Origin of the sequence: Micromonospora sp. NPDC049366 (assembly GCF_044466625.1) — a bacterium.
Classification (GTDB): Bacteria; Actinomycetota; Actinomycetes; order Mycobacteriales; family Micromonosporaceae; genus Micromonospora.
The window spans coordinates 48543-60730 of the sequence record NZ_JBITMV010000027.1 but is presented as its reverse complement, the minus strand read 5'-3'; the positions used below and the strand labels follow the sequence as shown (position 1 = coordinate 60730).

The window sequence follows — 12188 nt, the reverse complement described above, 5'->3', positions numbered from 1 at the left end:
ACACCCCCCGGATCATCCGAACGACAGGGGCAGGAAGTCATACCAGGCCGGGCGACCGAGGGTCCCCGGCTGGGGACGATCAAAAAGGTAACGGGTCAGCGGGGGGTTCGGTAGGCGGCGGCGCGGCGGGCACGCTCGACCGCGCCCGGGAGGGCGGCGATGAGGGCGTCGACCTCCTCGATGGTCGAGGTGTGGCCGAGGCTGAAGCGCAGCGAGGAGCGCGCCCGGTCGTCGTCGGCGCCCATCGCCAGCAGCACGTGCGACGGCTGGGCCACCCCCGCCGAGCAGGCCGAGCCGGTGGAGCAGGCGATGCCCTGCGCGTCCAGCAGCAGGAGCAGCGCGTCGCCCTCGCAGCCGGGGAAGGAGAAGTGCGCGTTGCCCGGCAGACGGTTCGCCGAGTCACCGTTGTAGACCACCTCGGGCACCGCCTGGCGTACGCGTTCCACCAGGTCGTCGCGGAGCGCGGCGACCCGGGCCGCGTACTCCTGCTGGCCCTTGACCGCCGCCTCCACGGCGACCGCGAACGCCACGATGCCGGCGGTGTCGAGGGTGCCCGAGCGGATGTCCCGCTCCTGACCGCCGCCGTGCAGCAGCGGGGTCGCGGCCACGTCCCGGCCGAGCAGGAGGGCGCCCACCCCGACCGGACCGCCGAGCTTGTGCCCGGTCACGGTCAGCGCGGCGGCGCCGCTGGCGGAGAAGTCGACCGGCACCTGGCCGACGGCCTGGATGGCGTCGGTGTGGAACGGGACGCCGTACTCGGCGGCGACGGCGGCCAGCTCCCCCACCGGCTGGAGCGTGCCGACCTCGTTGTTGGCCCACATGGCGGTGACGACCGCCACCTGGTCGCCGTGCGCCGCCAACTCGGCCCGCAGCACCTCCGGGTCGATGCGGCCGGCGGGATCGACGGGCAGCCAGCCGACGTCGGCGCCCTCGTGGGCGACGAGCCAGTCCACCGCGTCCAGGACCGCGTGGTGCTCGACGGCGCTGGAGACCACCCGACGTCGCCCGTCGGTGGCCGCCCGTCGGGCCCAGAAGATGCCCTTGACCGCGAGGTTGTCACTCTCGGTCCCCCCGCCGGTGAAGATCACCTCGGAGGGTCGGGCACCGAGCGCGGCGGCCACCCGCTCCCGGGACTCCTCGACCCGGCGTCGGGCGCGCCGGCCCGCCGCGTGCAGCGACGACGGGTTGCCGACCTCGCGGGCGGCGGCGACGTACGCCTCCAGTGCCTCGTCGAGCATCGGAGTGGTCGCCGCGTGATCCAGGTATGCCATCGGGTTCAGCCTACGGCCGGGCGGTGGGTCGCTGACGGGCGAGGGCACCGTCGGCGTACGGCCGGGCGGCGCGGATCCGAGGCGGGCGGTGAGGCATCGCGGGCGCCGGACGGGGTACGGGGAATCCCGACAGCGGGTGCCACCGGGCGTCACGCGTCAGGCATACTCGGTTGTCGACGTCTCCGCCCCGCGGATCGACGTCAGCCCGCCCAGCGGCGACCGCACGCCGGGGGCCCACGGACGGGCTGATCGGCGGGCCGGCTCAGCTCCCCGGCCCGCCGATCAGCTCCCTTCCGCCGCACGGAAGGGCCCGCGACACACGCGAGCCGCCGCCCGGGTCACCGGACGGCGGCTCGTGGCGTGCCGGGATCACTTCCGCTTGCGGATCTCCTCCGCGGCCTGCGGCACGACCTTGAACAGGTCGCCCACCACGCCGAAGTCGGCCAGCTCGAAGATCGGCGCCTCAGCGTCCTTGTTCACCGCCACGATCGTCTTCGAGGTCTGCATGCCGGCCCGGTGCTGGATGGCACCGGAGATGCCGAGCGCGACGTAGAGCTGCGGGGAGACCGTCTTGCCGGTCTGGCCCACCTGGAACTGGTGCGGGTAGAAGCCGGAGTCGACCGCCGCGCGGGACGCGCCGACGGCGCCGCCGAGCAGGTCGGCGAGCTCCTCGACCAGCTTGAAGTTGTCGGCGTTGCCGACACCGCGACCGCCGGAGACGACCACGGACGCCTCGGTCAGCTCGGGCCGGGAGCCCTTCTGCTCGGCGACCCGGTCCACGACCTTGGCGAGCTTGTCGCTGTCGGCCACGGTGACGGTGAGCTGCTCGACCGCCGGGGTCGTCGCGGCCGGGGCCGGGGTGAGCGAGTTCGGCCGGACGGTGACCAGCGGCAGGCCACGGGTCACCTTGCTCTTGACGATCGTCGAACCGGCGAACGCGACCTGGGTGGCGGTGCCGTCGGCGTCGAGCGCGACCACGTCGGTCAGGATGCCGTTGTCGAGCTTGACCGCCAGGCGGGCCGCGATCTCCTTGCCCTCCTGAGAGGACGCGAGCAGCACGGCGGCCGGCTCGACCCGGCGGACCAGCTCGGCCAGCACGGTGGCCTTCGGGGCGACCAGGTAGCCGTCGATCTCCTCGCTCTCCGCGGCGTAGATCTTCTCCGCGCCGTACTCGCCCAGCCGGCCGCTCAGCGCCTCGGCCGCGCCGGGGCCGCCGAGCACCACCGCGCTGGGGGTGCCCAGCTCGCGGGCGAGGGTGAGCATCTCCAGGGTGACCTTCTTGACGCCGAACTCACGGGTGGCTTCGACGACGACGAGAACCTCAGACATGTCCTGACCTCTCACACGAACTTCTCGGTGGCGAGGAACTCGACCAGCTTGACGCCGCCCTCGCCCTCGTCGGTGATCTTCTCGCCGCCGGAGCGCGGCGGACGCTTGGCGTGCTCCACGACGGCGCTGGTCGCGCCGTCGAAGCCGACCTCGCTCGGCGCGATGCCGAGGTCGCCGAGGGAGAGCGTCTGCACCGGCTTCTTCTTGGCCGCCATGATGCCCTTGAAGGACGGGTAGCGCGGCTCGTTGATGGTGTCCCAGACGGAGACCACGGCGGGCGTGGCGGCGGAGACCACCTCGTAGCCTTCCTCGGTCTGCCGCTCGACGGTGAGGGTGCCGCCGTCGACGGTGAGCTTGCGGGCGCCGGTCAGCGCCGCGACGCCCAGCCGCTCGGCGATCATGTGCGGCATGACCTGGACGCGGCCGTCGGTCGACTCGGCGCCGCAGATGACCAGGTCGGCGTTGAGGGTCCCCAGCGCGGCGGCGAGCACCTTCGAGCTGGCCACGGCGCAGGAGCCGTGCAGGGCGTCGTCGACGACGTGCACCGCCTTGTCCGGTCCCATGGAGAGCGCCTTGCGGATCGACTCGGTCGCCCGGTCCGGACCCATGGTCAGGACGGTGACCTCGCCGCCGTGCGCCTCCTTGATCTTCAGCGCCTCCTCGATGGCGTACTCGTCCATCTCGTTGATCACGTTGTTCGCCGAGCCGCGGTCGACGGTGTTGTCGTCAGTGCGCAGGTTGCGGTCCGCGCCCGAATCGGGCACCTGCTTGACGAGTACGACGATGTTCATCGCGCTTCGACGACCCTCCTGTGTGGTGGTGCGATTCGCTCGCCCGGTCTGGGGCGCAGCCTGCCGCGTGACTTAACGCTCGGTCAACCACGGGCGGCTGTGCAGTTGCCCACGAGCGTCATGTTACCTGTCAGTAGCATCTGCCTCCCGGGGGCTCCGAGTGACACAGCTCACCAGACGCACCAGGCCGGGGTAAAGTTGCATATCGGGAGGTGTCAGAAATGTCCGACGTGCTTGCCGTGCCCGACCCGACGTCCGGCCGACCCGGCGACGCCCCGACGGACGGCCCCGACGCCTGCCGCCGGGCCCGACCCGAGACCTACCGCTGCGCCTGTGGCCGGGTCCGCGACCGCTGCGTCCGGGCGACCGTGCGGGCCCTCTGGTCGCCCGTGCACCGCGTGTCGGGCGCCGGCGTCCGGCTCAGGCCGGCTCGGCCAGTGCGGCCCTGATCCGGGCGATCACCGCCTCCTCGGCGGGGGCGACCCCGGCGTGCGCCCGGGCCACCCGATCGGCAGCGGCCAGCACCAACGACCGGTAGGCCGCCACCTCCGTCGGAGACTTCTCGCTGAGGATGCGCACCGACCGGGTCAGCGCCGGCAGCACCGTCGACTCGATCTCGAGGGCGGAGTCGCGGGGCAGCCTCGGCAACGGGCCGCTGGTGAGCGCCTCCTTCACCACGCCCGAGGCGTCGGCGAACGCCCCGGACGCCGCCGCGCTCTCCCGCAGCACCGACAGCACCCCCGGGTCGGCATTGGACACCAGGAAGACCGCGCCGAACGCGCCCGTCTTGAGGGTCAGCCGCTCCTCGTCCGTCAACCGCTGCTCCATGATCACGGAGTGTAGACGTACGGCGTGGTGGTGGTGACCGGTACGAAGCCGAGCCGCTCCAGGATCGGACGGCTGTCGTCGGACGCGTCCACCTGCAACAACGTCCGCCCCCGCTGCTCGGCCAGCCGGGCCCGGTAGGTCACCAGCGCGCGGTAGATGCCCCGGCGCCGCCACTGCGACAAGGTCGAGCCGCCCCAGAGCGAGGCGAAGCCGGGCGCCGGCAGGTAGCGGATCCAACCCGCGCTCACCACGGTCTCCCCCGCCTCGGCGACCACGACACTGATCGACTGAGGGTCCGCCGCGATCTCGCGCCCCAGTGACTCGGCCAGGTGGCTCCGGTCGGCCTGCCAGACCTCCTCCTCCATCACCACGATCCGGTCAGGTCCTCGCGGGCGGTCACCTCACGCAGGCGTACGCCCTCGGGCACCACCGGAAGCGCGGCGGCCAGCGGCGCGACCGCCCCGATCACGACGGTCTCCGGCTCCTCCGGCACGAACCCGGCCGCGCGCAACCGGTCCGGCAGGTCGGCCGGCTCGTCGTGCCCGGCGAGCTTCCACTCCACCTGCTCGCCCCGCCGCCGGAACACCTCGACCTGCCGGGCGATCAACTCGTCCAGCGCGTCGCCGGCCAGGCCGCCCAGGTCACGGTAGGTGAGGAACCCGCCACGACCGAGGCCGACGACCCGGTACAGCGGACCGTCCCGCTCCACCGTCACGCCCGCCGGCACCGGATCGGGAAGCTCGGGCCGCAGCTGCGTGTCGTACGCCGTTCGCAGAGTGGTCGCATCAAGATCGGTCATCGTTCCAGGCTACGACCGGGCGCCACCGGATAATCAGTGTCGTGTGGGAGTCGATCAGGCGCTGGTTCGACCCGCGAGAGCTGCGCTCGGTGGGCGAGACGCCCGACTACCGGTTCTCGCTCGCCAACGAACGCACCTTCCTGGCCTGGCTGCGCACCGGTCTCGCGCTGGTCGCCGGCGGACTGGCCGCCGCCCAGTTCCTGCCTCCGCTGCCACTACGGCACCTGCGCGAGGTGATCGCGATCGCGCTGCTGCTGCTCGGCGGCGCCGTCGCCGTCCGCGCCGTCGACCACTGGGCGCGTACCGAACGCGCCATCCGGCTCGGCGAGGAGCTGCCGACCTCCCGGTTCCCGGCGATCCTCGCGCTCGCGGTCGGCCTCGGCGCCCTGCTGTTGGTCATCGCCGTGCTCGACCGGGCGGTCGGCGGCGGGTGACCGACACCCCCGACGGCCACGCCCGGCGACCGCGAGCGGCGGACGGGCCGCCGACCCGCGACCCCGGACTGCAACCGGAGCGCACCCGGCTCGCCTGGCGACGCACCGCGCTCACGGCGACCGTGGTCACCGCGCTGGCCGTCCGACTGGCGCTCGCCGGTGGTGTGGCGGGCACGCTGCTCGCCGGGGTCGCGGTGCTCGTCTGGGGTGCGCTGCTGCGCGTCTGCTGGCGGCGGGGCACCGGGACGGGGCCGGCGCCCAGCGGAGGACGCTCCCTCCCGCTGGCCGCCCTGGGCACCGTGGCGCTGGCCCTGCTCGGCGTGTCGCTGGTGCTGCACGGGCTGTGGTGACGGGGCCGGTTGCGCGATGATGGACGCATGGTCCGGGTGTATGCGCTCCTCTTCGTGGTGCAGGTGGTCCTCGCCGTCTGCGCGCTGATCAGCTGCCTGTCCGCGGAGGAGGGTCAGATTCGCGCCCTGCCCCGGATCGCCTGGGTGCTGATCATCCTGTTCTTCCCGCTGGTCGGGTCGATCGCCTGGTTCGTCGCCGGCCGGGAGGCGACCCCCGGCCGCCCGCCCGTCGCCGGGCTCCGACGCTCCCCGTCGAGCGGTGAGCCTCGCCGCCCGGTCGCCCCGGACGACGACCCCGAGTTCCTCGACTCCCTCGCCGAGCGGTCCCGCCGCGACGACCAGGAGCTGTTCCGCCGCTGGGAGGAGGACCTGCGCCGGCGGGAGGACAACCTGCGCCGCCACGAGACCACCACGCCGGACCAGTCCACGCCGCGCGCCGAGCCGCTGCGGCCCCGCGAGGGCGAGCCGCCACGCGAGGAGGACCGCCCCGAGGTGTAGCCCGACGGCCCGCGCCGCCGCCGGAAGCGACGGCGGCGCGGCCGCGGTCAGGCCAGGTTGGACGAGCGGGGATACGCGTCGGCCGGGTCGGTGAGCACGTTGACCAGGTACGGCACCCCGGAGTCGAAGGCGCGCTGCAACGCCGGCCCGAGGTCGGCGGCCTTCGCCACCGTCTCGCCCGCACCGCCGAGCGCGCTGACCACCTGGTCGTAACGCAGCTCCGGCTGGAGGTCGGCGGCCACGTCGTAGCCGTACATGGCGCGCATCGGGTGCTTCTCCAACCCCCAGATGCCGTTGTTGCCGACCACGATCACGACCGGCAGCTTCTGGCGGACCAGCGACTCCACGTCCATCAGCGAGAAGCCGGCCGCGCCGTCGCCCATCAGCACGCAGATCTGCCGGTCCGGGTGGCTGACCCGGGCGCCCATCGCGTAGCCCATGCCGGTGCCGAGACACCCGTACGGGCCGGGATCGAGCCAGGTGCCCGGCTGCGCCGGCTCCAGGTAACGGCCCGCGTACGAGACGAAGTCGCCGCCGTCGCCGATGGTGATCGCGTCCCGGGCCAGGACCCGGCGCAGCTCGCCGTAGACGCGAGCCGGCCGGATCGGGTCGGTCTCGGCGGCCATCTCCTCGGCGTCGCGTGCCTTGGCCGCGTCCTCGGCGGCGCGCAGGTCGGCGATCCAGCCGCTGTGGTCGGCCCGGTCGCCGGCGTGGTCGGCCAGCGCGGACAGGATCAGTCGCAGGTCACCGGCGGGCGAGGCGGCGGGCTGGACGTGACCGGCGCGCTGGCTGGGGGCGTCGACGATGTGCACCACCTTCGCGTCACCGAAGTCGCCGAAGCTGAGCCGGAAATCCAGCGGGGTGCCGACCACCACGACCACGTCGGCGCCGGAGAGGGCCGCCCGGCGGGCCTTGGCGAAGGCGAGCGGGTGCTCCGGCGGGAGGGAGCCACGGCCCATGCCGTTGGTGAAGACCGGCACCTGCAGCGCCTCGGCGGCCTCGCGGAGCGCGGCCACCGCGTCACCGGCGTAGACGTCCGAGCCGGCGATGACGACCGGCCGCTGCGCGGCGGCGATCAGGCTCGCCGCCCGGGCGACCTCGTCCGGGTCCGGCTCGATCGGCCCGACCGCGGCCGGCGCCGGCAGCTCCGCGTCGGAGACGGAGAAGACGGCCTCCAGCGGGAAGTCGAGGAAGACGGGGCCCCGGTGCGGGGTCAGCGCGGCGGCGAGCGCCGAGGTCACCGCGCGCGGAATGTCGTCGGTGCTGAACACCGTCTCGGCGTGCTTGGTCACCGGAGCCACCAGCGGCAGGTGATCCATCTCCTGCAGGCTGCCCGAGCCCCAGCGGAACGCCGGCGCCCGACCCCCCAGCACCAGCACCGGGGAGGCGTTGAAGAAGGCGCTGGTCAGGCCCGAGATGCCGTTGGTGACGCCGGGGCCGGCGGTGAGCACGGCCAGGCCGGGGCGGCGCTGGAGCTTGGCGACCGCCTCTGCCGCGAAGACCGCCGACTGCTCGTGCCGCACGTCGTAGATGGGGAAGTCGTTCTTGTGCGCGGCGTCGTACAGCGGGAAGACGTGCCCGCCCGAGAGCGTGAACATCTCCCGTACGCCGTGTGCGCGTAGTGCCGCGAGGGCCAGTTCACCACCGTGGCCCTCGATCCGCTCCGTCATGCTCGCTCCCCTTCTCCGTGGCCGGGGTCACAGGTTACCGACCAGTCACCTCCGGTGGCGACCGCCTCCCCGGCCGTTCGGCGGCGCCGGGGCCACCGCGGGAACGGCCGCGCCCGCCCGGTGAAAGGTCAGTCCACCGGACGGGCGCGGCCAGGGGGGGTGCGGTTCAGGTCAGCGCAGGGTCATCACCACCGGAAGGGCCTCGTTCCGGTACGGGGTGTCCGTCTCGAACGCCAGCCGTGCCCGGTACTCCCCGTGCCCGGCGACGGCCGGGGCGCGGGCCGTCACCGTCACCGTGACCGACCGTCCCGCCGGGATGGTCAGCGTGGTCCCGTCCACCGACAGCCACGAGACGTCGCTGCCCCGGACGCACCCGTCCCGCCCCGGCAACTGCTGGGCGAACGGGGTGATCGCGAACGAGCCGAGCGATCCGCCGACCTGGTACAGGCCGCACGCCGCGCCGCCCCGGTAGACGGCGTTGTTCGCGTTCGGCAGCGCCGACCACGTGTCGGTCGCCGGGTCGAACTCCAGGGCCTCGTTGGTGACGGACCCGGCGGCGATGCCGCCGACGACCTGCAACTTGCCACCGGCGCCGGCGTACGCCATGCCCCACCGGGAGAGCGGCAGCCCCGTCGTGCGCACCCACGTGTCGGAGTCGGCGAAGTACCGGAAGGTGTCGTTCACCGGGATCCGCTCGGCCGGGTCGATCCCGCCCGCGCAGACCACGCCGTCACCCGCCGCGGCGCAGGCGAGGAACGCGACGGCCAGCGGGTAGTCGGCCAGCCGCGTCCACCGGTCGGCCGCCGGGTCGTAGCGGTACGTCCGGTTCGACGCGGGCTCGCACTCGCCGGTCGTGCAACCGCCCACCACGTACAGCCGGCCGTCGACGGTGGCCGCCGCGGCGGCGGTCACCCCGCTCGGCAGGTCGGCCCGCCGCGACCACCGGTCGGTGCCCGGGTCGTAGGCGTACGTGGTGGAGGTGCCGTTACTCGCCGTGTCCCAGCCGCCGACCGCGTACAGCCGGCCGTTGACGAAGCCACCGACGGCCGCCGCACGCGGCTCGGGCAGGTCGGCGATGCGCTTCCACGTCTCGGCCTGCGGGTCGAAGACGTACCCCGCGGTCAGGGATCCCTCCGCACCGTTGCCGCCGACCGAGTAGACCGTGCCGTCGTCGTCGGCGACCAGGTTGTCCATCACGAGCACCGGGTAGTCGGGCAGGTTCGTCCACGCGGTGCCGTCGGCCGCCTGCTGCGGCGGCACCGGGCGGGGGTCGTGCTTGCCGCCGGCCGTGACCGACGCGTCCGTGCGGATCCGCACCAGCGGCGCCCCGGTCCCGCCGGCCCGGCGGGCGTCGGCCGCGAGGGTGTTGCCGCGGTCCTGCTCGACGAGGTTGACCCGCAGCGGGCGGTCACCGGAGTTGCTGAGCCGCACCTCCCGGGTGACGCTGCGTCCGGGCCGGACGGTCATCGCCAGGTCCGACTGGCGTACGTCCAGCCGGCCGGCCTCCAGCCGCCAGTCCCGACGGACCATGCCGTCAGCGTGGATCCGCACCGTGGTGGTGCCGTCGCCGTAGTGCCCGCCGCCGAACGTCAGCGGAACAGAGCCGCTGCCCGCCGCGAAGAGCCAGTAGTACCCGTCGGGCAGGCGCGGGTCGTCGGGGGTCGCCCGACTGGTGCTCGTCGCGCCGCCACCGGTGGACACGGTCGCGCCGAGGACCGCGGCGCCGGTGTTGTCGTCCTGGATCTGCCCGGCCACGAGTCCCCCCGGCACGGGAACACAGGACCGGCGGCCGACGAAGACGTTGTCCAGCTGCCACCAGTTGTCGTACTCGCCCTGGTAGCGGAATCGGACCAGCACCCCGGACTTCCCCGCCGCCTGCGGCACCGGGATCTCCACGTGCCCGTTGACCGCGTCGGTGGTGAGATGCCGCAGCGCCGTCCACGTCGCGCCGTTGTCCAGGCTCAGATCGACGTCGCCGGTCTGGGTGTCCCAGCTGGAGTAGTCGGTGTCGAAGCCGACGACCGGGTCGGTGATGCCGGTCAGGTCGACGGGCGGGGTGATCAGGCTGCTGTCGATCCGGCCCCCCTGGCCCCAGCCGTCGACGGCCGCGAACCCGCCGTCACCGCCGGTCAGGTTGCCCTTGAAACCGGGGTCGTCGAACCGCCAGGTCTGACCGCGGCCGGCGTCGTCGGTGACCCGCCAGCCGTCCCGGGGACCGCCGGCCCAGCCGGTGAACTCGGCGCCGACGCCGTCGTACCGGGACGCGTATCCGGGCGCGGCGCAGGAGGTGGCGTCCACCGACAGCCCGACGTCCTGCCGTACGTCGGCGGGCCGCCCCTTGGGCTGCGGATCCACCCGGGTGGTCACGGTCCGGGTGGCGTAGCCCGGCAGGTCCACCGGTGCCACGTGCAGGGTGTAGCTGCTGCCGACGGGCAGGTCGACCTGGTAGCGGCCGGTGTACGGGTCGGTGAAGACCGCCCCGCCCGGGTAGCCGTCGACGGCGATGCGGGCGTAGACCGGCCAGCCGTGCCCGGAGGCGTCGGTGACCGTGCCGGTGACGGTACGGCTCGGCAGCGCGGTCAGGGTGAAGTCGTGGGTGAGTTCGGCCTTGGCGGCGACGGTCACCCGGACGGCCTGCCGGCTCTGGTAGCCGAACTCGGTGGCGACGAGGTCGTAGCCGCCGGCCGGCAGGGGCAGGCTGTAGCGGCCGTCCGCGTCAGCGACCGCGCGGAACGTCGCGCCGGCGCCGTCCGTGGCGGTGATCGTCGCCCCGGCGACCGCGCCGTCGCGCCGACCGTTCGTCACGGTGCCGGCGATCCGGCCGGCCTCGCCGAGGGTCAGGGCCGAGACCCCGTTGGGCGAGCCCATCCCGGTCGGGCCGTCCCAGCCGGGCCCGGCGGTGCAACGCAGGTCACCGCACCAGCCGTTGGAGCCCTCGGTGATGTCGAAGAGCCCCGCGCTCTTGTCCGCCCGGTACGGGTAGGTCACCGGGTACGACCCGGGCAGCGCTTCGCCGGCGAGCGCGTACATCCCGGCGACGAGCGGAGCCGCCAGCGAGGTGCCGCCCCACTGCGCCCAGCCGTCCTGGCCGAGCGTGTTGTAGACGGCGAGCCCGCTCTCCGGGTCGGCCACGGCGGAGATGTCGGCGGTGGCCCGCTTGTCGCCGCAGCGCGTGTCCACGCCGGCCTGGTACGCCGGTCGGGGCTCGTAGAGCGAGCAGCCGCTGCCCGCGTTCACCCAGGCGGTCTCGGACCAGCCGCGCGCGGACGAGTCCCGGGCCAGCCGGGTGCCGCCGACGGCCATCACGTCAGGGTGCGTCGCCGGGTAGCTCTGCACGTTGCCGATGTCGCCGCTGGCGACGACCACGGCGATGCCCGGGTGGTCGTAGTGGGCGTTGTAGAGCTCCTGGAAGCGGGTCTCGCCGGCGATGCCGTACGAGTTGGAGATGACGTCCGCGCCGAGCTTCGCCGCCGTGTCGACGGCCGCGCCGAGGCTGGCGGGCGAGTTGTCGTCGGCCTGGACGAGGAGGATGTCGCACTTCGGGCAGGCGGAGGAGACGGCGTCGAGGTCCAGCGCCGCCTCGATCGACCACTCGGCGTCCTCCGCCGGGTAGTCGGTGCCGCCACGCTGGTCCACCTTGCGGAAGCAGCCGTTCGCCGTCGTGCACGGCGGCAGGTCGTAGTGCTCGCGGAACACCGCGAGGTCGGCCTCGGCCGCTTCGTACCCGAAGGCGAGCACGACCGCGACCGTGCGGCCCTCACCCCCGTCGGGCAGCCGGTACGCCGACCGGATGTCGGGTGGCCCGAGGGCGCCCTCCGGCGGCTCCGAGACCTGCTGGATGAGCCGGCCGTCCTCGGTGCTGAGGCCGAGCGCGTAGCAGCGGGCGAGCCCACTCCCCGCCTCGGCGGTGTTGCAGCCGGCCGGCTTGTAGCGCATCGCCCCCCAACTCGGGGCCGAGGAGGACGGCGACGGCGTGGGTGCCGCCTGCGCCGGGGCGACGGGCGACAGGCCCGTGGCGAGCAGCGCGAGTGCGACGACGGCGGTCAGCCAACCGCGCGGGCGCCGGTGGGCCCGCCTCCGTCGTAAGGGCACGGTCATCCAGGACTCCTTGCCAGATCGGGTCACGGGTACGCCTCACCGTTGAGGCCTCGAGCACCCGCCGCCAGGTCGAAGGTGATCTCAGACACGACATCGGCGGCCGTTGATCGAGGATCTTGG

General features: G+C 73.8%; 11 protein-coding genes. 3 read left to right on the top strand and 8 right to left on the bottom strand.

The window, feature by feature from the left end; translation table 11 throughout:
• Positions 1-95: 95 nt before the first annotated feature.
• The 6 genes from ACIBTV_RS29380 to ACIBTV_RS29355 form a co-directional block, all read right to left on the bottom strand.
• Complete coding sequence (locus ACIBTV_RS29380) at positions 96-1271, bottom strand: cysteine desulfurase family protein (RefSeq protein ID WP_396710093.1); 1176 nt, start codon at positions 1269-1271, stop codon at positions 96-98.
• 369 nt (positions 1272-1640) lie between these two features.
• On the bottom strand, positions 1641-2600 hold the full coding sequence (locus ACIBTV_RS29375; RefSeq protein WP_396710091.1) for an electron transfer flavoprotein subunit alpha/FixB family protein: 960 nt from the start codon (positions 2598-2600) through the stop codon (positions 1641-1643).
• Positions 2601-2611: 11 nt separating this feature from the next.
• Positions 2612-3391 (bottom strand): electron transfer flavoprotein subunit beta/FixA family protein, encoded by a 780-nt coding sequence (locus ACIBTV_RS29370; protein WP_396710089.1) that lies wholly within the window; start codon positions 3389-3391, stop codon positions 2612-2614.
• A gap of 420 nt (positions 3392-3811) precedes the next feature.
• The gene (locus ACIBTV_RS29365; RefSeq protein WP_396710087.1) at positions 3812-4225 is read right to left on the bottom strand and encodes a hypothetical protein; all 414 of its coding nucleotides are present in this window, start codon (positions 4223-4225) and stop codon (positions 3812-3814) included.
• Entirely contained in the window at positions 4222-4584 is a 363-nt protein-coding gene (locus tag ACIBTV_RS29360; RefSeq protein ID WP_396710101.1) for a GNAT family N-acetyltransferase, read from the bottom strand. The genes ACIBTV_RS29365 and ACIBTV_RS29360 overlap by 4 nt, the downstream gene beginning before the upstream one ends.
• Positions 4584-5018, bottom strand: a complete 435-nt coding sequence (locus tag ACIBTV_RS29355) for a hypothetical protein (protein ID WP_396710086.1) — start codon at positions 5016-5018, stop codon at positions 4584-4586. The genes ACIBTV_RS29360 and ACIBTV_RS29355 overlap by 1 nt, the downstream gene beginning before the upstream one ends.
• Before the next feature lie 41 nt (positions 5019-5059).
• On the opposite strand from ACIBTV_RS29355, the gene ACIBTV_RS29350 reads away from it, so the two are divergent.
• Genes ACIBTV_RS29350 through ACIBTV_RS29340 form a run of 3 tightly spaced genes read left to right on the top strand, consistent with a single transcriptional unit; the run spans position 5060 to position 6300 of the window.
• Positions 5060-5452, top strand: a complete 393-nt coding sequence (locus tag ACIBTV_RS29350; protein ID WP_396710084.1) for a YidH family protein — start codon at positions 5060-5062, stop codon at positions 5450-5452.
• Positions 5449-5802, top strand: coding sequence for a DUF202 domain-containing protein (locus tag ACIBTV_RS29345; RefSeq protein WP_396710082.1), 354 nt, complete (start codon positions 5449-5451; stop codon positions 5800-5802). The genes ACIBTV_RS29350 and ACIBTV_RS29345 overlap by 4 nt, the downstream gene beginning before the upstream one ends.
• A gap of 27 nt (positions 5803-5829) precedes the next feature.
• Entirely contained in the window at positions 5830-6300 is a 471-nt protein-coding gene (locus tag ACIBTV_RS29340) for a PLD nuclease N-terminal domain-containing protein (RefSeq protein ID WP_396710080.1), read from the top strand.
• A gap of 47 nt (positions 6301-6347) precedes the next feature.
• On the opposite strand, the gene ACIBTV_RS29335 is transcribed toward ACIBTV_RS29340, so the two are convergent.
• A complete protein-coding gene (locus ACIBTV_RS29335) occupies positions 6348-7970 on the bottom strand; it encodes an acetolactate synthase (protein ID WP_396710078.1) in 1623 nt (540 codons plus the stop codon).
• Between the two features lie 171 nt (positions 7971-8141).
• Complete coding sequence (locus ACIBTV_RS29330) at positions 8142-12068, bottom strand: kelch repeat-containing protein (protein WP_396710077.1); 3927 nt, start codon at positions 12066-12068, stop codon at positions 8142-8144.
• Positions 12069-12188: the final 120 nt, after the last annotated feature.

Bases quoted from the DNA above. Each gene is read 5' to 3' on its own strand.
- ACIBTV_RS29380 (WP_396710093.1), bottom strand. From the start codon at position 1,271: ATGGCATACCTGGATCACGCGGCGACCACTCCGATGCTCGACGAGGCA.
- ACIBTV_RS29375 (WP_396710091.1), bottom strand. From the start codon at position 2,600: ATGTCTGAGGTTCTCGTCGTCGTCGAAGCCACCCGTGAGTTCGGCGTC.
- ACIBTV_RS29370 (WP_396710089.1), bottom strand. From the start codon at position 3,391: ATGAACATCGTCGTACTCGTCAAGCAGGTGCCCGATTCGGGCGCGGAC.
- ACIBTV_RS29360 (WP_396710101.1), bottom strand. From the start codon at position 4,584: ATGGAGGAGGAGGTCTGGCAGGCCGACCGGAGCCACCTGGCCGAGTCA.
- ACIBTV_RS29355 (WP_396710086.1), bottom strand. From the start codon at position 5,018: ATGACCGATCTTGATGCGACCACTCTGCGAACGGCGTACGACACGCAG.
- ACIBTV_RS29340 (WP_396710080.1), top strand. From the start codon at position 5,830: ATGGTCCGGGTGTATGCGCTCCTCTTCGTGGTGCAGGTGGTCCTCGCC.
- ACIBTV_RS29335 (WP_396710078.1), bottom strand. From the start codon at position 7,970: ATGACGGAGCGGATCGAGGGCCACGGTGGTGAACTGGCCCTCGCGGCA.
- ACIBTV_RS29330 (WP_396710077.1), bottom strand. From the start codon at position 12,068: ATGACCGTGCCCTTACGACGGAGGCGGGCCCACCGGCGCCCGCGCGGT.